Here is a 17,024-nt window from a genome sequence, read left to right on the forward strand (position 1 = left end):
CATGAGCGAAATAAAAGACGTCATCGTTCAGGGATTGTGGAAAAACAACTCGGCGCTGGTGCAACTGTTGGGGCTGTGCCCTCTGCTGGCGGTAACCTCTACGGCGACCAATGCGTTGGGGCTGGGTCTTGCCACCACGCTGGTGTTGACCCTGACTAACCTGGCGGTCTCGACATTACGTCGCTGGACGCCGGCAGAAATTCGTATCCCAATTTATGTAATGATTATCGCGTCGGTCGTCAGTGTGGTACAGATGCTGATTAACGCCTATGCCTTTGGCCTCTATCAGTCGCTGGGGATTTTTATTCCACTCATCGTCACCAACTGCATCGTGGTGGGACGTGCTGAAGCCTTCGCCGCTAAAAAGGGTCCGGCGCTCTCTGCGCTCGACGGGTTTTCCATCGGGATGGGCGCAACCGGCGCTATGTTTGTGCTGGGCTCTCTGCGTGAGATCATCGGCAACGGAACCTTGTTTGACGGCGCGGATGGGCTGCTGGGTAACTGGGCGAAGGTTCTGCGCGTGGAAATTTTCCACACCGACTCTCCTTTCCTGCTGGCAATGTTGCCACCCGGCGCCTTTATTGGCCTGGGACTCATGCTGGCGGTAAAATATCTCATTGATGAGAAGATGAAAAAACGTCGCGCCAGTGCGTCTGTCACAACGGAGTTGCCCTCCGGTGAACCAGGGAATGTCTCATGAATAAAGCAAAGCGGTTAGAAATTTTAACCCGATTACGCGCGAACAATCCGCATCCGACGACCGAACTGAATTTCAGCTCGCCCTTTGAACTGCTGATCGCCGTGCTGTTATCGGCGCAGGCGACAGATGTCAGCGTGAACAAGGCCACGGCGAAACTCTATCCGGTTGCCAATACCCCCGCCGCCATGCTGGAACTCGGCGTTGAGGGCGTGAAGTCCTATATCAAAACGATTGGCCTGTTTAACAGTAAAGCCGAAAACGTGATTAAGACCTGCCGCATCCTGCTTGAGCAGCATCATGGCGAGGTGCCAGAAGATCGCGCTGCGCTTGAAGCTCTGCCAGGCGTGGGTCGCAAGACGGCAAACGTCGTGTTGAATACCGCCTTCGGCTGGCCCACCATCGCCGTCGACACGCATATCTTTCGCGTCTGCAATCGTACCCAGTTTGCGCCCGGCAAGAACGTTGAGCAGGTGGAAGAGAAACTGCTGAAAGTGGTCCCCGCAGAGTTTAAGGTCGATTGCCACCACTGGTTTATCCTGCACGGTCGTTACACCTGTATCGCCCGCAAACCGCGTTGTGGCTCCTGTATCATCGAAGATCTTTGTGAGTTCAAAGAGAAGGTCGATATCTGACCAGTCGGGGCAACCCCATCCGCCCCGCCATCACTTTTTGTTATCCTCTGCTTCTTTCCTCTCAGCCCGTTAATGATTCCACTCTCATCGGCGTAGACAAATGAATAATCCTGGTGATTAGCGCTTATTCAGGTTAATCATTTTTTTAATAACGAAAATTTCTATCCAACTGTGATCCCGATCATAGTGATAAACCCATGTAAAATTTTGTGTTCATTTTGGTTAATTCTACAATCAAATGACAATGAGTCAGTTTTTATACACAAAACATTACACTGGCTATTTTTTAGATGCTGGCCTTTATCACTGCATCACACCTGAAATAGCAGAACATATCGCCATACAGCGATTTTCAGGGCCTCACGATAGCGTAAAAAACTGCCATTATGCATTTAGAGAAATTTAACGCTGGCTAACATTTATCAACCCCGTCGAATCCACCACGCGAGAGATATGTAACAGGTTATTACAAAAGACTTGTCTGAAAGTGCAAGATAGTGAACATTACTCGCCGTTTCCCCCTCCCACTATAACAATTCACGGCTACCCAGTGGTATCACGTGACAGAACACCCCCGTTAATATGGGATGTAAAAAAAGAGGCTAAAGTGTCTACTGCAAACAAGAAACCAACGGAAAGCGTCAGTCTTAACGCTTTCAAACAACCGAAGGCGTTCTATCTCATCTTCTCGATTGAGCTCTGGGAGCGTTTCGGTTATTACGGCTTACAAGGAATTATGGCCGTTTACCTGGTTAAACAACTGGGTATGTCTGAAGCGGATTCAATCACTCTTTTCTCGTCCTTTAGCGCCCTGGTTTACGGTCTGGTCGCCATTGGTGGCTGGTTAGGCGATAAAGTTCTGGGTACCAAGCGCGTCATTATGCTCGGTGCGGTGGTACTGGCCATTGGTTATGCCCTGGTGGCATGGTCCGGGCACGACGCCGGCGTCGTTTATATGGGGATGGCCGCCATTGCCGTGGGTAATGGTCTGTTTAAAGCTAACCCGTCCTCGCTGCTCTCGACCTGCTATGCAAAAGATGACCCGCGTCTTGATGGTGCATTTACGATGTACTACATGTCCGTCAATATTGGTTCATTCTTCTCTATGCTGGCAACGCCGTGGCTGGCCGCCCATTACGGCTGGAGCACCGCGTTCGCGTTGAGCGTTGTCGGTATGCTGATAACCGTAGTGAACTTCGCGTTCTGCCAGCGCTGGGTGAAAAACTACGGTTCTAAACCTGACTTCGAGCCGATCAACTTCCGCAACCTGCTGCTGACCATCGTCGGCGTTGTCGCACTCATCGCGATCGCCACCTGGCTGCTGCACAACCAGCAAATCGCCCGCATGGTTCTGGGTGTCATCGCGCTGGGTATTGTGATTATCTTCGGTAAAGAAGCCTTCTCTATGCAGGGTGCGGCTCGTCGTAAAATGATTGTGGCGTTCATTCTGATGCTGGAAGCGATCATCTTCTTCGTGCTGTACAGCCAGATGCCGACATCGCTGAACTTCTTCGCTATCCGTAACGTTGAACACTCCATTCTTGGCATCGCGTTCGAACCTGAACAGTATCAGGCGCTGAACCCGTTCTGGATCATCATTGGTAGCCCTATCCTCGCCGCTATCTATAACAAGATGGGTGACACCCTGCCGATGCCGACGAAGTTTGCCATTGGTATGGTGCTCTGTTCAGGGGCGTTCCTGATCCTGCCGCTGGGTGCCAAATTCGCGACCGATGCGGGTATCGTTTCCGTTAACTGGCTGATCATCTGCTACGGTCTGCAAAGTATCGGTGAGCTGATGATTTCCGGTCTGGGTCTGGCCATGGTGGCACAGCTGGTTCCGCAACGTCTGATGGGCTTCATCATGGGTAGCTGGTTCCTGACCACTGCCGGCGCCAACATCATTGGTGGTTATGTCGCCAGCATGATGGCTGTTCCGGAAAACGTAACCGACCCGCTGATGTCTCTGGAAGTGTATGGTCGTGTGTTCCTGCAGATTGGCGTGGCGACCGCAGTGATCGCTGTTCTGATGTTGCTGACGGCGCCGAAACTGAACCGCATGACTCAGGACGACGAACCCCGCGAAGAAGCGTCTAAAACCGCTGCCGCGTAAATTTCTGGGAAACGCATAATGAAGCTGCTAACTTTGCGTTAGCGGCTTTTTTTTTGCCTGAACCCGAACCAGGATACGTTAAACCTCAGTTGAAAGGAGTTATCGATGAAACTGTTCTACAAGCCAGGCGCCTGCTCTCTTGCTTCCCATATTACCCTTCGCGAGAGTGGAAAAGATTTCACGCTGGAAGGCGTGGATTTGATGAAGAAGCGCCTGGAAAACGGCGATGATTTTTTCGCAGTCAACCCAAAAGGACAGGTTCCCGCCCTGCTGCTCGATGATGGTACGCTGCTGACCGAAGGCGTGGCAATTATGCAATATCTCGCCGACAGCGTTCCTGACCGCCAGTTATTGGCTCCCGTGAGCAGCATTTCACGCTATAAGACGCTGGAATGGCTTAACTACATTGCGACTGAACTGCATAAAGGCTTCACGCCGCTGTTTCGCCCTGACACCCCAGAAGAGTATAAACCGACCGTTCGTGCGCTTCTTGAGAAGAAAATGCAGTACGTTGATGCCGCGCTCAAAGAGGGACAATGGATTTGTGGCTCGCGTTTCACTATCGCGGATGCCTATCTTTTCACCGTACTGCGCTGGGCGTATGCGGTGAAACTTAATATGGATGGAGTAGACCATATTGCGGCATATATGAAGCGAATGACTGAACGTCCGGGCGTTGCGGCTGCGCTGAAGGCGGAAGGAATACAGTAACCAAATCAGACCGGATGGCGGCGGTAAAGGCCGTCATCCGGCAAGAGAGTCAGAGCTGTGTGGCGCTAAAGTAATGTTCTGGTTGAGCGATACGATCCTGTGCGGCCACTACCTGCAGTTCATATTCCTGCATCGATTTGGTGGCAATCATAATCTCATACACCGCCGCAGTAACATGCTCCAGCGCCTGCTGGATGGTCGCGCCCTGCAGCAACTTCACCAGCAACAAGCCACTGGTCACATCACCAACGCCCACCGGTTGCCGGGCACCGAAATCCACCAGCGGCCGACTGATGTGCCATGCGTCATCGGCAGTAACCAGCAGCATTTCAAAACGATCCTGACTGTAACCCGCGCGCGCCAGGTGTTTGACCAGCACAATCTCCGGCCCCTGTGCAATGAGCTCGCGGGAGGCGGCAACCGCCTCATCCACACTGTTCACCGCGTGCTCACAGAGAATTTCCAGCTCAATCAGATTCGGGGCGATGATATCGCTGGCAGGTAACGCGTGGCGAACATGAAATTCAGCGACGCCAGGCGCGACAATGCACCCCTTTTCCGGATGTCCCATCACCGGGTCACAGAAATATTTTGCCGCCGGATTAACCGCTTTCACCTGACGCACGATCCCCAGAATATGCTCGCCCTGCTCCGCTGACCCCAGATAACCGCTTAGCACCGCATCGCAGCGCTTGAGTTGGTCGATATCGGCAATACCCTGCACAATCTCGGTCAGATGCGAGGGCGGCATAACGCAGCCGGTCCATTTGCCGTACTGTGTGTGATTAGAGAATTGAACCGTATTGAGGGGCCAGACGTTGGCACCAAGGCGGCGCATCGGAAACTCCGCGGCACTATTGCCAGCATGTCCAAAAACAACGTGGGACTGAATGGCGAGAATATTCTTCATTTTTTACTTACCACAACCCTGAAAATAGAAAGGGGCGTGGTTTCCCACGCCCCTGCTGACTTTCGATTACTTCCAGCACACCAGACAGTAATTCTTCTTACCGCGACGCAGCAGCGTGTAGCGGCCATACAGACGATCGCCTTCGACGAAGGTGTATTCCGGATCTGACTGCTTTTCACCGTTAATGGTGATCGCGTTTGACGCAATAGTCTTACGCGCCTGACCACGAGACGGTTGCAGTTCGGAATCCACCAGCGCCTGCATCAGGTCTGCGCCTTTTTCCATCTCAACCATCGGCACACCATCCTGCGCCAGTTGTTCGAAGTCCGCTTCGCTCAAATCGCTCAGCGTACCGTTGAACAGGCTCTCGGTGATGCGTTTTGCCGCGATAAGGCCCTCTTCGCCATGCACCAGACGCGTGACCTGTTCGGCCAGCACGTACTGCGCACGCGGCGCTTTACCGCTGTTCTTGTCTTCTTCTTCCAGCGCATTGATCTCTTCAATGTCCATGAAGGTGAAGAACTTCAGGAAGCGATACACGTCGGCGTCCGCCGTGTTGATCCAGAACTGGTAGAATTTGTACGGACTGGTTTTCTTCGGATCCAGCCATACTGCGCCGCCTTCGGTTTTCCCGAACTTGGTGCCATCCGCTTTGGTGATCAAAGGAACGGTTAGGCCGAAGACCTGATTCTGATGCAGGCGACGCGTCAGGTCGATCCCGGAGGTAATGTTACCCCATTGATCGGAACCGCCGATTTGCAGCGCCACGCCATGCAGTTTATTCAGACAGGCAAAGTCATAACCCTGTAACAGGTTGTAAGAGAACTCGGTGAAGGAGATCCCTTGATCGTCACGGTTCAGACGCTGCTTCACCGCTTCTTTGTTGATCATCTGGTTTACAGAGAAGTGCTTACCGATATCGCGCAGAAAGGTCAGCACGTTCATGTTGCCGAACCAGTCATAGTTATTCGCCGCGATAGCGGAGTTGTCGCCGCAGTCGAAATCCAGGAACGGAGCAACCTGTTTACGGATTTTGTCTACCCACTCCTGAACGGTGTCTTCGGTGTTCAGTTTACGCTCGGCAGCTTTAAAACTCGGATCGCCAATCAGACCGGTCGCGCCACCGACCAGCGCCACAGGTTTGTGACCTGCCTGCTGGAAGCGTTTCAGGCATAACAAGGGAACCAGATGCCCCAAATGCAAGCTGTCAGCGGTAGGGTCGAAGCCGCAATAGAGCGCGATCGGGCCTTGCGCCAGTCGCTCTGCTAACGCTTCCTCGTCCGTCACCTGGGCGACCAGCCCCCGCTCTTGCAATTGTTTAATCAAGTTACTGCTTGCCATCAAAATCTCCATGTATAAAACGACTGCACCTTTGCCGGTACACGACTTTTCGCCAGACGCGAAAGTTCTATAGAATAAAGCGCTGGCGCACACAGCGCTAGCGCTTAACACAACAATTTTCCGGGTTTATGGCGCGAGACGGTCAATTTTCCATGCGTTATTTTCACGCTGGTATAAAAAGCGGTCATGCAGTCGGTGTTCGCCGCCCTGCCAGAACTCCATCTGTTCAATGCTGACGCGAAATCCACCCCAGAAACTGGGCAGCGGCACTTCGCCTTGCTGGAATTTCTGTTTTAATTCGAGGAATTTACTTTCGAGGATCCCGCGCGCGGAAATGCGGCTGGACTGTTTCGAGACCCAGGCGCCGATCTGGCTGTCACGCGGACGGCTGTGGAAGTACTTCACCACTTCCAGCGTCGATAAGCGTTCGGCTTTGCCTGTCACCATCACCTGCCGTTCCAGCATATGCCAGGGAAACAACAGGCTGATGCGCGGATTTTTTTCGATTTGATGCGCTTTACGACTGCCGAGGTTGGTGTAGAACACCAGCCCTCTTTCATCGTAGTGTTTCAGTAACACAATACGCTGATACGGTTGGCCATTTTCGTCAACGGTCGCCACGACCATGGCGGTGGGATCCGCCAGTCTGGCGTCACATGCCTGAGCCAGCCAGCGTTCGAAAAGCGTTAACGGCTCAGCGGGAAGATCGCGGCGGCGCAGACCGCCTTTGGTGTATTCACGGCGCAGATGCGCGATTTGCTGCAATTCGTCGTTATCAGACATGGGGTTCGCTACGGATTGTCAGTGGGTGGCGCTATTGTGCGCCGCCCTGCTGGAAATCTCAACGCTTCGGGTTTTGTAACTGGCAGTTATTCAGTACGATACGGTCACGTTTATAGACGGTCGCGCCGTCGCCTTTCGACCAGAACACATAGATTCCGTCGGTATAGCGCGCGCCTGACGCCGAAATACCCTGCTTCAGATTCAGCAGTTTGTTGTCATAAACGAAATTCACCTCCTGACGGGTATTATTCAATTTCACCGTCAGCGGTTTTTCATCACACTGGTATTCCAGCGTGTCCGTCTGCATGCGTTCCACAAACTGGTTGTAGACGCTGCAACCGGACAACATAAGCGGGAAACAGATGAGTAACAGTTTTTTCATAGCCGTATCCTGAAGACTTTCCTGGTCCGGGAGGGAGAATTCCCCCTCCGTAATCTCCACAGTGTAACGGCAGAAGACGAAAGAAAAATTCAGTTAACTCTGAGTTCGCGGGTTGGCGGGAAAAACAGCGCCCAAAACGCTGGCTTCAGAGGCACCGGTCACCGAGGGCAAATTGCCCGGAAGTCCAGCCAGCGTGCGCCACGCCAGCCAGGCAAACGCCAGCGCTTCCATGTCGTCGCCGCTTATCCCGGCCTCATCGGTGGTGGTCACTTCGGTTCCCGGCAGCAGTCTCGCCAGTCGGGTCATTAACAAAGGATTACGACTGCCGCCGCCACAAACCATCAGACGCTCACAGCCTCCGCTCAACAACACCTGTTCGCAGATGGAAACCGCTGTCAGTTCTGTTAACGTCGCCTGCACGTCGCAAGGGGCAATTCCCGGGAATGCCGACAACTGGCGTTCAATCCAGCCGTAGTTGAAGTATTCCCGCCCGGTACTTTTCGGCGCGGGTAGCGAGAACCAGGGGTCGCTGAGCATATTTTGCAGCAGGGGAATAATCACCGTTCCACCGCTTGCCCATTGCGCATCTTTATCATAGGGTTTACCGCACTGCCGCCAGATCCAGGCATCCATCAGCATATTGCCCGGCCCGGTGTCGTATCCACGAACGGGTTGCCCCGGTATCAGCAGCGACAGATTCGCAATGCCGCCAATGTTGAGCACCATTCTGCGCTCTGTCGGATGCGCGAGCAGTGCCTGATGAAATGCGGGCACCAGTGGCGCCCCCTGCCCGCCCAGCGCGATGTCCCGACGGCGGAAGTCGCCGACCACCGTGATACCAGTACGGGCAACAATCTGGTTGTTATCGCCAATCTGCAGCGTATGCGGCGCAGCGCCGGTGGGTTCATGCCACACCGTTTGCCCGTGACAGCCGATAGCGACGATCTCCTGCGGACGCCGTTTTTCCTGTGCCAGAAGCGCGTTAACTGCGTCTGCGAACAGCCTGCCCAGTTGGACATCAAGCTGACCAAACTGAGAAAGCGTCAGGGATTGCCCCTGGCAGATATCGAGAATCGCCTGTTTGAGGGATACCGGCATCGGCCAAGTGAGGCTCGCCTGTTGAGCCACCATCGTGTCATCTATCGTCGCCAGTACAACATCGACACCATCAAGGCTGGTGCCGGACATCACGCCAATATAACGGCCCGATTTCATACGTGTTCCTTTTTAAGCATAACGTTGCGCTAACACTCCATCATAAACGCGCAGTCAATGCTACGCTTCATTCATGTTTTCCCGAAAGCGCCCTCGCCGTGCTGATTTAATAAATTCACTGAATAGTTCGTTTAAAGTTGGTTAACCAGGCTGTTATTATGATTTCTGCATCGTTAAGACAGAACATGTGACCTTAAACGCATATATGCCATATAATTTGACCATGAGGGATGCTTGGGTAGCGTTTCATGGTGAACAGGAGATTTTTAGATGATTAAACGTGTGCTGATCGTTTCACTGGCAGGCTTGTCCCTGGTAGGTTGTTCTAACACTGACAGCCTTTCTGGCGATGTCTACACCGCATCAGAAGCAAAGCAGGTACAGAATGTCACCTACGGTACGATTGTAAACGTCCGTCCGGTAAAAATTCAGGCTGGTGATAATGAAAACGTGATCGGCGCCATTGGCGGCGCTGTTCTCGGCGGCTTCCTGGGTAATACTGTCGGTGGCGGTACAGGTCGTTCCCTGGCAACTGCGGCCGGTGCTGTCGCCGGTGGCGTCGCTGGACAAGGCGTACAGGGCGCGATGAACAAAACGCAGGGCGTCGAGCTGGAAATCCGTAAAGATGATGGCAACACCATCATGGTTGTTCAGAAACAAGGCGATACGCGTTTCTCCGCAGGACAGCGTGTCGTGCTGGCCAGCAACGGTCGTCAGGTAACCGTCTCTCCGCGCTAAGTGAATTAACGTGTGGTCAGGTGCTGACCACACGTTTCATGATATTAATCGTGCGACTGGAGCTCAATAATATTGTGTTCAAGTCGGGTGATCAGTTTAATCAGCAGCTCAATTTCCTGTGCAGAAATCCCTTCCAGAATCTCACCACGCGTTTTATTGATAACCGCTTCCATTTCGGCAATCAGCGGCTCTGCCTTTTCCGTGAGTTTAATACGCTTGGCACGGCGATCGCTGACACAGGTCTGACGTGAAATGAGCCCTTTTTCTTCGAGCTGATCCAGCGTACGTACCAGTGACGGCTGTTCAATGCCAATCGCTTTTGCCAGTTGTATCTGTGATTGATCCGGTGGCAGTTGATGAATATTATGCAGCGTTACCCAGTGTGTCTGCGTCAATTCCAGAGGCTTAAGACGGTGGTCTATCAAAGCACGCCAAATGCGCACCAACCGTGCCAGATCAGAACCTAATGGCGATTCCAATTTCATCTCCTTATAATTAGCTTGCTAAGATATTATACTGATTTTAGAATAGTGTGCAGCAATTGTATTGCTAAAACAAATGTATTGCTGCAATTGGTTACTGACAGACATATTTTTCAGACATTACGCGAAAAAAGCGCGCGTCGAACCGGTTTTTGCTAAACCTGTATACACGTAGCCTGACGCAAAGGACGATTGCTTGTGACCTCCACACTCAATACAACAGGGATGCCCTTACAAGACATGATGATTGGCGCATCTGTTTACTTCCCGCCGCTGTTTAAAGCCTTTGCGCTGGGCTTTCTCCTCTGGCTTTTCATCCATCGCCTGCTGCGTGAGCACATCTATTCCGGCGAAATCTGGCACCCTTTATTAATGGATCTGTCGATTTTTGCTCTCTGCGTCTGTTCGGGTCTTTTGCTATTGGTTGCGTGGTAATTATGTCGCTGAAAACAATAAAGTATTTCTCCACAATTTTGATTGCTGCCCTCGCCGTTCTGGCGGGATGGTTTATGTGGAATTATTACATGCAATCCCCCTGGACGCGTGACGGGAAGGTGCGTGCCGAACAAGTCAGCATTACGCCCCAGGTATCCGGCACCATCGTTGATCTCCAGGTTAAGGATAACCAGTTCGTCAACGCCGGCGATCTGCTTTTTCGTATCGATAAGACCCCTTTTCATATCGCCGAACTTAATGCGCAGGCACAACTGGCTAAAGCGCAATCTGAACTGGCGAAAGCCAACAACGAAGCCAATCGCCGCCGTCACTTATCGCAGAATTTTATCTCCGCAGAAGAGCTGGACACCGCCAATCTGAATGTCAAAGCGATGCAGGCAAGCGTAGACGTCGCCCAGGCGACGCTCAGACAAGCGCAGTGGCAACTGGCGCAGACGGATGTCTATGCCCCGGTTTCTGGTTGGATCACTAACCTGTCGACGCGTGCCGGTAACTTCGCCACGACCGGACAACCGCTGTTCGCCCTGGTGGATAGCCACTCTTTCTATGTGATGGGATATTTTGAGGAAACCAAGCTGCGTCATATCCGCGAGGGCGCACCTGCGCAAATCACCCTTTATAGCGGCAATATTAAGTTACAGGGTCACGTGTCCAGTATAGGTCGCGCCATCTATGACCAAAGTGTGGAGAGCGATTCCGGACTGGTACCGGATATCAAGCCTAACGTGCCCTGGGTTCGCCTGGCGCAGCGTGTGCCCGTGCGCATCGAGTTTGACCAGCTTCCGCATGACGTGACGCTCGTTTCCGGCACGACCTGTAGCGTCGCGATCGGCAAGTAAATGAAGCGTCTGCACCTGAGCCTGGGCAACACGCCCTGGTTGAAAGCGACGAGCGGGCAATGGCGATATGCATTGCGTAATACCTTCGCCATGTGTCTGGCGCTGACGTTTGCCTATTATCTCAATCTGGATGAACCCTATTGGGCGATGACATCTGCCGCGGTGGTCAGTTTTCCCACCGTCGGCGGCGTGATAAGCAAAAGCCTCGGGCGCATTGCCGGCAGTCTGCTCGGTGCAACCGCCGCGTTGATTCTCGCCGGTCACACGCTCAATGAGCCATGGTTGTTTCTGCTGAGCATGTCCGCCTGGATTGGCTTCTGTACCTGGGCCTGCGCGCAATTTACCAATAATGTGGCCTATGCTTTCCAGTTGGCGGGATACACGGCGGCGATCATCGCCTTTCCCATGGTCAATATCGTCGAAATCACGCAACTCTGGGATATCGCACAGGCGCGTGTCTGTGAAGTGATTGTTGGGATCCTCTGCGGCGGCACGATGATGATGATTCTGCCCAGCACTTCCGACGGCACGGCGTTGCTGACGGCGTTGAAAAATATGCATGCGCGCCTGCTCGAACATGCCAGCCTGCTGTGGCAGCCCGAGACAACCGATGCTATCCGCTCTGCCCATGAAGGCGTGATCGGACAAATATTGACCATGAACTTACTGCGTATTCAGGCATTCTGGAGTCATTATCGTTTTCGTCGCCAGAACGCGCTGTTGAATGCCCTTTTGCATCAACAGCTGCGCCTGACCAGCGTCATCTCAAGCCTGCGCAGAATGTTGCTGAACTGGCCAAATCCTCCTGCCCACACGCGGGAGATCATTGACCAACTTTTGACGGCACTGGCCCGCTCACAAACTGATGGTTACACCGTCGCGCGAATTATTGCCCCGCTTGCTCCTGAAAATATGGCCGATTATCGTCATGTCGCCTTCTGGCAGCGGCTGCGCTACTTCTGCCGCCTTTATCTGCGAACCAGTCATCAGCTTCGCTTGATCGAAAATGGCGAGCCGCTGACCACAGTAAACATTCCCCGCACGCCGGCGCTGGCGAGACATACCGACCACGCGGAAGCGCTCTGGAGCGGACTGCGCACCTTCGTCACGCTGGTGGTCATTGGCTCCTGGAGTATTGTTTCACAGTGGGAATCCGGATCGGCGGCGTTGACGCTGGCGGCCATCAGCAGCGTGCTTTACTCAGTCGTCGCCACGCCGTTTAAATCACTCTCACTGCTGATGCGCACGCTGGTACTGCTTTCGCTGTTCAGTTTCGTAGTGAAGTTTGGGCTGATGGTGCAGATTAGCGATCTCTGGCAATTCCTGCTGTTTCTGTTCCCTCTGCTGACGACCATGCAATTGCTGAAACTGCAGATGCCCAAACTGGCGGGACTCTGGGGGCAACTGATCGTGTTTATGGGCTCGTTTATCGCTGTCACCAATCCCCCTGTTTATGACTTTGCCGATTTTCTGAATGACAATACGGCGAAGATCGTCGGCGTGGCATTCTCCTGGCTGGCTTTCGCGATTTTGCGTCCCGGTTCCGATAAGCGTAAGAGTCGCCGCCATATTCGGGCGCTGCGCCGCAGCTTTGTCGATCAGTTGAGCCGTTATCCGACATACAGCGAAAACGAGTACGAATCGCTGACCTATCACCATATCAGCCAGTTAAGCAACAGCCAGGATGCGCTGGCACGCCGATGGTTACTGCGCTGGGGCGTGGTGTTACTCAACTGCTCGCACGTTGTCTGGCAACTTCGCGGCTGGGAAGCGCGCTCCGATCCGCTGTCGCGGGTCAGGGATATCTGTATTTCACTACTGCATGATGTGATGAGTGAACGCGGCGTTCAGCAGCGCTCGCTTGCCGCGACGCTAACCGAACTCCTGAGGATTTGCCAGACGCTGTCACATCATCATCAACCGGCCGCGCGGGAACTGGCGGCGATTGTCTGGCGGTTGTATTGCTCGCTTTCCCAACTGGAACAAGCACCGCCAGAAGGCACGCTGACATCCTGATTACTTGATCACGCCACAAGCGAAGCGCGCCCCTCCGCCACCCAGCGGTTTGGGCTGATCGGACATATTATCGCCGCCGACATGGATCATCAGCGCTTTGTCTTTGATGTCATCAAGGGATTTCAGGCGCGTTGCCGTGACGGGAATAATGGCCTTACCTTCGTCATTCACGACCAGCACGGGCAGATCGCCCAGGTGGCCTTCGCCATCCGGTCCGGCATGTTTACCGGTTTTGTGGGGATCATAGTGTCCGCCAGCAGACTCAGCAGGAGAGGCTTTGCCGTCTTTAATGGCGGGCTGGCAACTGCCGTTGGCGTGAATGTGGAAGCCATGCTCGCCCGGCGGCAGCGCTTTCAGATCGGGCGTAAACTCAAGCCCTTTCTCTGTTTCCGCAATGGTCACCTCGCCGATAGACTGCCCGACGCCTTGCGAAGTCACCAGATTCATCTCCACTTTTTCACTGGCGGCTTGCGCACCCGCACAGGCTAACAGGGTTAACACAGCCAGACTCAATCGTTTCATAGGACCTCCGTTCTGTATGTATGTCGGTTAAGTGTAAACCAGTGACACCATTTTGAACGGAGATCCGCGATTTTACGCTTACGGTACGTCGTAACCCAGCGCGGCTTTACGGATACGAAACCACTGCTGACGGCTCATTTTCAGAGACTCCGCTTCCACCGCCGCACGCACGCGTTCGATTTTACCGGAGCCAATGATTGGCAGCGGCTGTGACGGCAGGCGCAGGATCCAGGCATAAACCACCTGCTCAATAGAGGAGGCGTTAAGCTCTTTTGCAATCACCGCCAGTTCGTTACGCAGCGGCTGGAACGCATCGTCATTAAACAAACGTCCGCCACCGAGGCAGGACCAGGCCATCGGGCGAATGCGCAGTTGCTGAAGCTGATCGAGCGTACCGTCCAACAGCAACGGCTGATGTACCGGGGAAATTTCTACCTGATTAGTCGCCAGCGTGAAAGGCAGTCGCGACTGCAACAGCGTAAACTGCGCAGGTGTAAAGTTGGAAACGCCGAAGTGACGCACTTTTCCGCTCTGGTGGAGATGTTTGAAGGCTTCCGCCACCTCATCGGCATCCATGAGCGGGTCCGGGCGGTGGATTAACAGCAGATCCAGATGGTCGGTCGCCAGGTGGGTCAGCGACTGTTCCGCGCTTTTCACGATATGATCGCGATCGGTGATGTAATGACCGAGAGCGTTTTCCGCACGGGCAGTGGTGGCAATACCGCATTTAGTGACGATCTGCATGCGCTCGCGCAGATGAGGAGCCAGTTTCAGCGCTTCGCCAAATGCGGCCTCACACAGATAGCCGCCGTAAATATCCGCATGGTCCACGGTCGTGACACCTAAATCCAGGTGCTCTTCAATAAAACTCACCAACTGCCGGGGGGACATATTCCAGTCCATCAGTCGCCAGTATCCCATGACAAAGCGGGAGAATTCCGGGCCTTGTGGCGCAAGAGTAATACGCTGAACCATAACTGCTTCCTCGTGAAGTAAATTACAGCGAGTATATACAATTAGTGGCTTAAAAGAGTGAAGGCTGTTGAGGTTCTTCCGGCGCGGCGGGTTTATTTGCGCGTAATTTACGCAGCAGACGCTGGCGGCATAACCGCAGCACCTCTTGTTTTTGCCCGTCGCTCATCTTTTGCCAGTTGAACCGCTCATCCCTGCTGCGCAGGCATCCCCGGCAAAAACCGCGTTCATCTGACTGGCATATTCCCCGACACGGGCTCTGTACGGGGAAAAACTCTAACTGCTCTGCCACGCCCTTTCCTCTTCTCAAGGTCTTCACTCTATTGAAGACGTAAACGCGCTTTCTGGCAACCTGACTTGCATTAGACCGACTGGTCTATTACACTCCTGGCATGAACAAGCAAACTGAATACGATACCCGCGAACACTTACTGGCGACCGGTGAGCATCTTTGTATGCAGCGAGGCTTTACCGGCATGGGACTGAGCGAACTGCTCAAAACCGCCGGGGTGCCGAAAGGATCGTTTTATCACTATTTTCGTTCCAAAGAAGCCTTTGGCGTCGCGATGCTGGAACGGCATTTTGCCGGTTATCATCAGCGACTGACGGTACATTTTGAGACGGGGCCGGGCAATTATCGGGATCGCATTCTGGCTTATTATCAGGAAACACTGAACCAGTTCTGCCAAAAAGGGATCATCAGCGGCTGTCTGACCGTCAAGCTCTCCGCCGAAGTGTGCGACCTGTCGGAGGATATGCGTACCGCGATGGACCAGGGGGCCGGGAAAATTATGGTCATCCTGGCGCAGGCGCTGGAAAAAGGTCGTGACAGTCAGTGCCTGACGTTTGCAGGTGAGCCGTTACAGCAGGCGCAAATTCTTTATGCGCTGTGGCTGGGGGCGAATCTGCAGGCCAAAATTTCTCGCAGTGCCACCCCGCTGGAAAATGCGCTGGCACACGTGAAAAGTATCATCGCAACGCCTGGTGCTTAACAGGCGTTTTATTTAATTTCTCACTAGACGACCGGTCTATTCATAACGGAAAACACTATGTCATCTGATAAACTGTTTACCCCACTGAAAGTGGGCGCGATCACCGCACCAAACCGTATCTTCATGGCCCCGCTGACGCGTCTGCGCAGCATTGAGCCCGGCGACATCCCGACTCCATTGATGGCCGAATATTATCGCCAACGCGCCAGTGCAGGTCTTATTATCAGTGAAGCCACGCAGATTTCCGCGCAGGCAAAGGGTTACGCTGGCGCCCCGGGTCTGCACAGCGATGAGCAGATCGCCGCATGGAAGAAAATTACTGCCGGCGTCCATGCTGAAAACGGCCATATTGCCGTTCAGCTGTGGCACACAGGCCGTATTTCTCACTCCAGTCTGCAACCAGGCGGTCAACCGCCGGTCTCGGCGTCGGCAATCAGCGCCGGTACTCGTACTTCCCTGCGCGATGAAAAGGGTCAGGCAATTCGTGTGGATACCTCCATGCCGCGTGCGCTGGAAACCGATGAGATCCCAGGAATCGTCAATGATTTCCGCCAGGCGATCGCCAACGCGCGTGAAGCCGGTTTCGATCTGGTTGAACTGCACTCCGCTCACGGTTATCTGCTGCATCAGTTCCTTTCCCCTTCTTCCAACCATCGTACCGATCAGTACGGCGGTAGCGTGGAGAACCGCGCACGTCTGGTGCTGGAAGTGGTTGATGCAGGCATTAAGGAATGGGGTGCGGATCGTATCGGGATTCGCGTTTCGCCTGTTGGCACCTTCCAGAATGTCGACAATGGTCCGAACGAAGAAGCCGACGCCCTGTATCTGATTGAGGAACTGGGTAAACGCGGCATCGCCTATCTGCACATGTCGGAACCCGACTGGGCGGGCGGCAAGCCATACAATGACGCGTTCCGTGAAAAAGTACGTGCCCGTTTCCACGGACCAATCATCGGTGCCGGTGCCTATACGCCTGAAAAAGCAGAAACCTTAATTGAGAAAGGCCTGATCGATGCCGTTGCCTTTGGTCGCGATTACATCGCTAACCCGGACCTGGTCACACGCCTGCAACGTAAAGCCGAACTCAATCCGCAGCGTAGCGAAAGTTTCTACGGCGGCGGCGCGGAAGGCTATACCGATTATCCGACCCTTTGATCTCCCGCCTTCGGATTCCTTCATTGATAGCGGCGTAAAAACGCCGCTATACTAAAACAACATTT

Annotated in this window: 18 protein-coding genes and 1 pseudogene; 10 read left to right on the forward strand and 9 right to left on the reverse strand. The window is 53.6% G+C overall.

Annotation, left to right across the window (positions count from 1 at the left end; genetic code table 11):
* Position 1: 1 nt before the first annotated feature.
* The 4 genes from QNN88_RS05895 to gstA all read left to right on the forward strand — a co-directional run bounded on the left by QNN88_RS05895 (position 2) and on the right by gstA (position 4,156).
* A complete protein-coding gene (locus tag QNN88_RS05895; RefSeq protein WP_414239396.1) occupies positions 2-700 on the forward strand; it encodes an electron transport complex subunit E in 699 nt (232 codons plus the stop codon).
* A complete protein-coding gene (nth, locus tag QNN88_RS05900; protein ID WP_414239397.1) occupies positions 697-1,332 on the forward strand; it encodes an endonuclease III in 636 nt (211 codons plus the stop codon). The genes QNN88_RS05895 and nth overlap by 4 nt, the downstream gene beginning before the upstream one ends.
* A 607-nt stretch (positions 1,333-1,939) precedes the next feature.
* The gene (dtpA, locus tag QNN88_RS05905; RefSeq protein ID WP_414239398.1) at positions 1,940-3,445 is read left to right on the forward strand and encodes a dipeptide/tripeptide permease DtpA; all 1,506 of its coding nucleotides are present in this window, start codon (positions 1,940-1,942) and stop codon (positions 3,443-3,445) included.
* Positions 3,446-3,550: 105 nt separating this feature from the next.
* Positions 3,551-4,156, forward strand: a complete 606-nt coding sequence (gene gstA / locus QNN88_RS05910; RefSeq protein WP_414239399.1) for a glutathione transferase GstA — start codon at positions 3,551-3,553, stop codon at positions 4,154-4,156.
* 49 nt (positions 4,157-4,205) lie between these two features.
* Here the strand turns inward: gstA and pdxY are convergent, their stop codons facing one another.
* The 5 genes from pdxY to anmK form a co-directional block, all read right to left on the reverse strand.
* Complete coding sequence (gene pdxY / locus QNN88_RS05915) at positions 4,206-5,066, reverse strand: pyridoxal kinase PdxY (RefSeq protein WP_414239400.1); 861 nt, start codon at positions 5,064-5,066, stop codon at positions 4,206-4,208.
* A gap of 66 nt (positions 5,067-5,132) precedes the next feature.
* Positions 5,133-6,407, reverse strand: coding sequence for a tyrosine--tRNA ligase (tyrS, locus tag QNN88_RS05920; RefSeq protein ID WP_061077409.1), 1,275 nt, complete (start codon positions 6,405-6,407; stop codon positions 5,133-5,135).
* Between the two features lie 126 nt (positions 6,408-6,533).
* On the reverse strand, positions 6,534-7,190 hold the full coding sequence (gene pdxH / locus QNN88_RS05925; RefSeq protein WP_414239401.1) for a pyridoxamine 5'-phosphate oxidase: 657 nt from the start codon (positions 7,188-7,190) through the stop codon (positions 6,534-6,536).
* A gap of 58 nt (positions 7,191-7,248) precedes the next feature.
* Entirely contained in the window at positions 7,249-7,572 is a 324-nt protein-coding gene (gene mliC / locus QNN88_RS05930; protein WP_044254665.1) for a C-type lysozyme inhibitor, read from the reverse strand.
* 93 nt (positions 7,573-7,665) lie between these two features.
* On the reverse strand, positions 7,666-8,787 hold the full coding sequence (anmK, locus tag QNN88_RS05935) for an anhydro-N-acetylmuramic acid kinase (protein ID WP_414239402.1): 1,122 nt from the start codon (positions 8,785-8,787) through the stop codon (positions 7,666-7,668).
* A 270-nt stretch (positions 8,788-9,057) separates the two neighbouring features.
* Here anmK and slyB point away from each other — a divergent pair, with 270 nt between their 5' ends.
* Positions 9,058-9,525: an outer membrane lipoprotein SlyB gene (slyB, locus tag QNN88_RS05940; protein ID WP_046480503.1), complete on the forward strand. Its 468-nt coding sequence runs from the start codon at positions 9,058-9,060 to the stop codon at positions 9,523-9,525.
* 44 nt (positions 9,526-9,569) lie between these two features.
* On the opposite strand, the gene slyA is transcribed toward slyB, so the two are convergent.
* The gene (gene slyA / locus QNN88_RS05945) at positions 9,570-10,010 is read right to left on the reverse strand and encodes a transcriptional regulator SlyA (protein ID WP_414239403.1); all 441 of its coding nucleotides are present in this window, start codon (positions 10,008-10,010) and stop codon (positions 9,570-9,572) included.
* Positions 10,011-10,232: 222 nt separating this feature from the next.
* Here slyA and QNN88_RS05950 point away from each other — a divergent pair, with 222 nt between their 5' ends.
* The 3 genes and pseudogenes from QNN88_RS05950 (at position 10,233) to QNN88_RS05960 (ending at position 13,376) form a co-directional block, all read left to right on the forward strand.
* Positions 10,233-10,442 carry a DUF1656 domain-containing protein gene (locus QNN88_RS05950; protein ID WP_414239795.1) on the forward strand — a complete coding sequence of 70 codons (210 nt, stop codon included), beginning with the start codon at positions 10,233-10,235 and terminating at the stop codon, positions 10,440-10,442.
* A gap of 2 nt (positions 10,443-10,444) precedes the next feature.
* Entirely contained in the window at positions 10,445-11,302 is an 858-nt protein-coding gene (locus QNN88_RS05955) for an efflux RND transporter periplasmic adaptor subunit (protein ID WP_414239404.1), read from the forward strand.
* A pseudogene (locus QNN88_RS05960) lies at positions 11,303-13,376 on the forward strand (FUSC family protein). It begins immediately after the preceding gene.
* On the opposite strand, the gene sodC reads toward QNN88_RS05960, so the two are convergent.
* The 3 genes from sodC to QNN88_RS05975 all read right to left on the reverse strand — a co-directional run bounded on the left by sodC (position 13,319) and on the right by QNN88_RS05975 (position 15,104).
* The gene (sodC, locus tag QNN88_RS05965) at positions 13,319-13,840 is read right to left on the reverse strand and encodes a superoxide dismutase [Cu-Zn] SodC (RefSeq protein ID WP_414239405.1); all 522 of its coding nucleotides are present in this window, start codon (positions 13,838-13,840) and stop codon (positions 13,319-13,321) included. The pseudogene QNN88_RS05960 and the gene sodC sit on opposite strands and share 58 nt — an antisense overlap.
* A gap of 78 nt (positions 13,841-13,918) precedes the next feature.
* Entirely contained in the window at positions 13,919-14,815 is an 897-nt protein-coding gene (locus QNN88_RS05970; RefSeq protein WP_414239406.1) for an aldo/keto reductase, read from the reverse strand.
* Between the two features lie 49 nt (positions 14,816-14,864).
* On the reverse strand, positions 14,865-15,104 hold the full coding sequence (locus QNN88_RS05975) for a DUF1289 domain-containing protein (RefSeq protein ID WP_414239407.1): 240 nt from the start codon (positions 15,102-15,104) through the stop codon (positions 14,865-14,867).
* A 100-nt stretch (positions 15,105-15,204) separates the two neighbouring features.
* Between QNN88_RS05975 and QNN88_RS05980 the strand changes: the two genes are divergently transcribed.
* Complete coding sequence (locus QNN88_RS05980; RefSeq protein ID WP_414239408.1) at positions 15,205-15,804, forward strand: TetR/AcrR family transcriptional regulator; 600 nt, start codon at positions 15,205-15,207, stop codon at positions 15,802-15,804.
* Between the two features lie 57 nt (positions 15,805-15,861).
* Positions 15,862-16,959, forward strand: coding sequence for an alkene reductase (locus QNN88_RS05985; RefSeq protein WP_414239409.1), 1,098 nt, complete (start codon positions 15,862-15,864; stop codon positions 16,957-16,959).
* Positions 16,960-17,024: the final 65 nt, after the last annotated feature.

It is taken from the genome of Citrobacter sp. ANG330 (assembly GCF_047467925.1).
Classification (GTDB): Bacteria; Pseudomonadota; Gammaproteobacteria; order Enterobacterales; family Enterobacteriaceae; genus Citrobacter_A; species Citrobacter_A amalonaticus_G.

Bases quoted from the DNA above. Each gene is read 5' to 3' on its own strand.
- QNN88_RS05950 (WP_414239795.1), top strand. From the start codon at position 10,233: ATGCCCTTACAAGACATGATGATTGGCGCATCTGTTTACTTCCCGCCG.
- pdxH (WP_414239401.1), bottom strand. From the start codon at position 7,190: ATGTCTGATAACGACGAATTGCAGCAAATCGCGCATCTGCGCCGTGAA.
- gstA (WP_414239399.1), top strand. From the start codon at position 3,551: ATGAAACTGTTCTACAAGCCAGGCGCCTGCTCTCTTGCTTCCCATATT.
- anmK (WP_414239402.1), bottom strand. From the start codon at position 8,787: ATGAAATCGGGCCGTTATATTGGCGTGATGTCCGGCACCAGCCTTGAT.
- tyrS (WP_061077409.1), bottom strand. From the start codon at position 6,407: ATGGCAAGCAGTAACTTGATTAAACAATTGCAAGAGCGGGGGCTGGTC.
- QNN88_RS05970 (WP_414239406.1), bottom strand. From the start codon at position 14,815: ATGGTTCAGCGTATTACTCTTGCGCCACAAGGCCCGGAATTCTCCCGC.
- QNN88_RS05985 (WP_414239409.1), top strand. From the start codon at position 15,862: ATGTCATCTGATAAACTGTTTACCCCACTGAAAGTGGGCGCGATCACC.
- QNN88_RS05955 (WP_414239404.1), top strand. From the start codon at position 10,445: ATGTCGCTGAAAACAATAAAGTATTTCTCCACAATTTTGATTGCTGCC.
- nth (WP_414239397.1), top strand. From the start codon at position 697: ATGAATAAAGCAAAGCGGTTAGAAATTTTAACCCGATTACGCGCGAAC.
- QNN88_RS05980 (WP_414239408.1), top strand. From the start codon at position 15,205: ATGAACAAGCAAACTGAATACGATACCCGCGAACACTTACTGGCGACC.
- slyA (WP_414239403.1), bottom strand. From the start codon at position 10,010: ATGAAATTGGAATCGCCATTAGGTTCTGATCTGGCACGGTTGGTGCGC.
- slyB (WP_046480503.1), top strand. From the start codon at position 9,058: ATGATTAAACGTGTGCTGATCGTTTCACTGGCAGGCTTGTCCCTGGTA.
- mliC (WP_044254665.1), bottom strand. From the start codon at position 7,572: ATGAAAAAACTGTTACTCATCTGTTTCCCGCTTATGTTGTCCGGTTGC.
- sodC (WP_414239405.1), bottom strand. From the start codon at position 13,840: ATGAAACGATTGAGTCTGGCTGTGTTAACCCTGTTAGCCTGTGCGGGT.
- pdxY (WP_414239400.1), bottom strand. From the start codon at position 5,066: ATGAAGAATATTCTCGCCATTCAGTCCCACGTTGTTTTTGGACATGCT.
- QNN88_RS05895 (WP_414239396.1), top strand. From the start codon at position 2: ATGAGCGAAATAAAAGACGTCATCGTTCAGGGATTGTGGAAAAACAAC.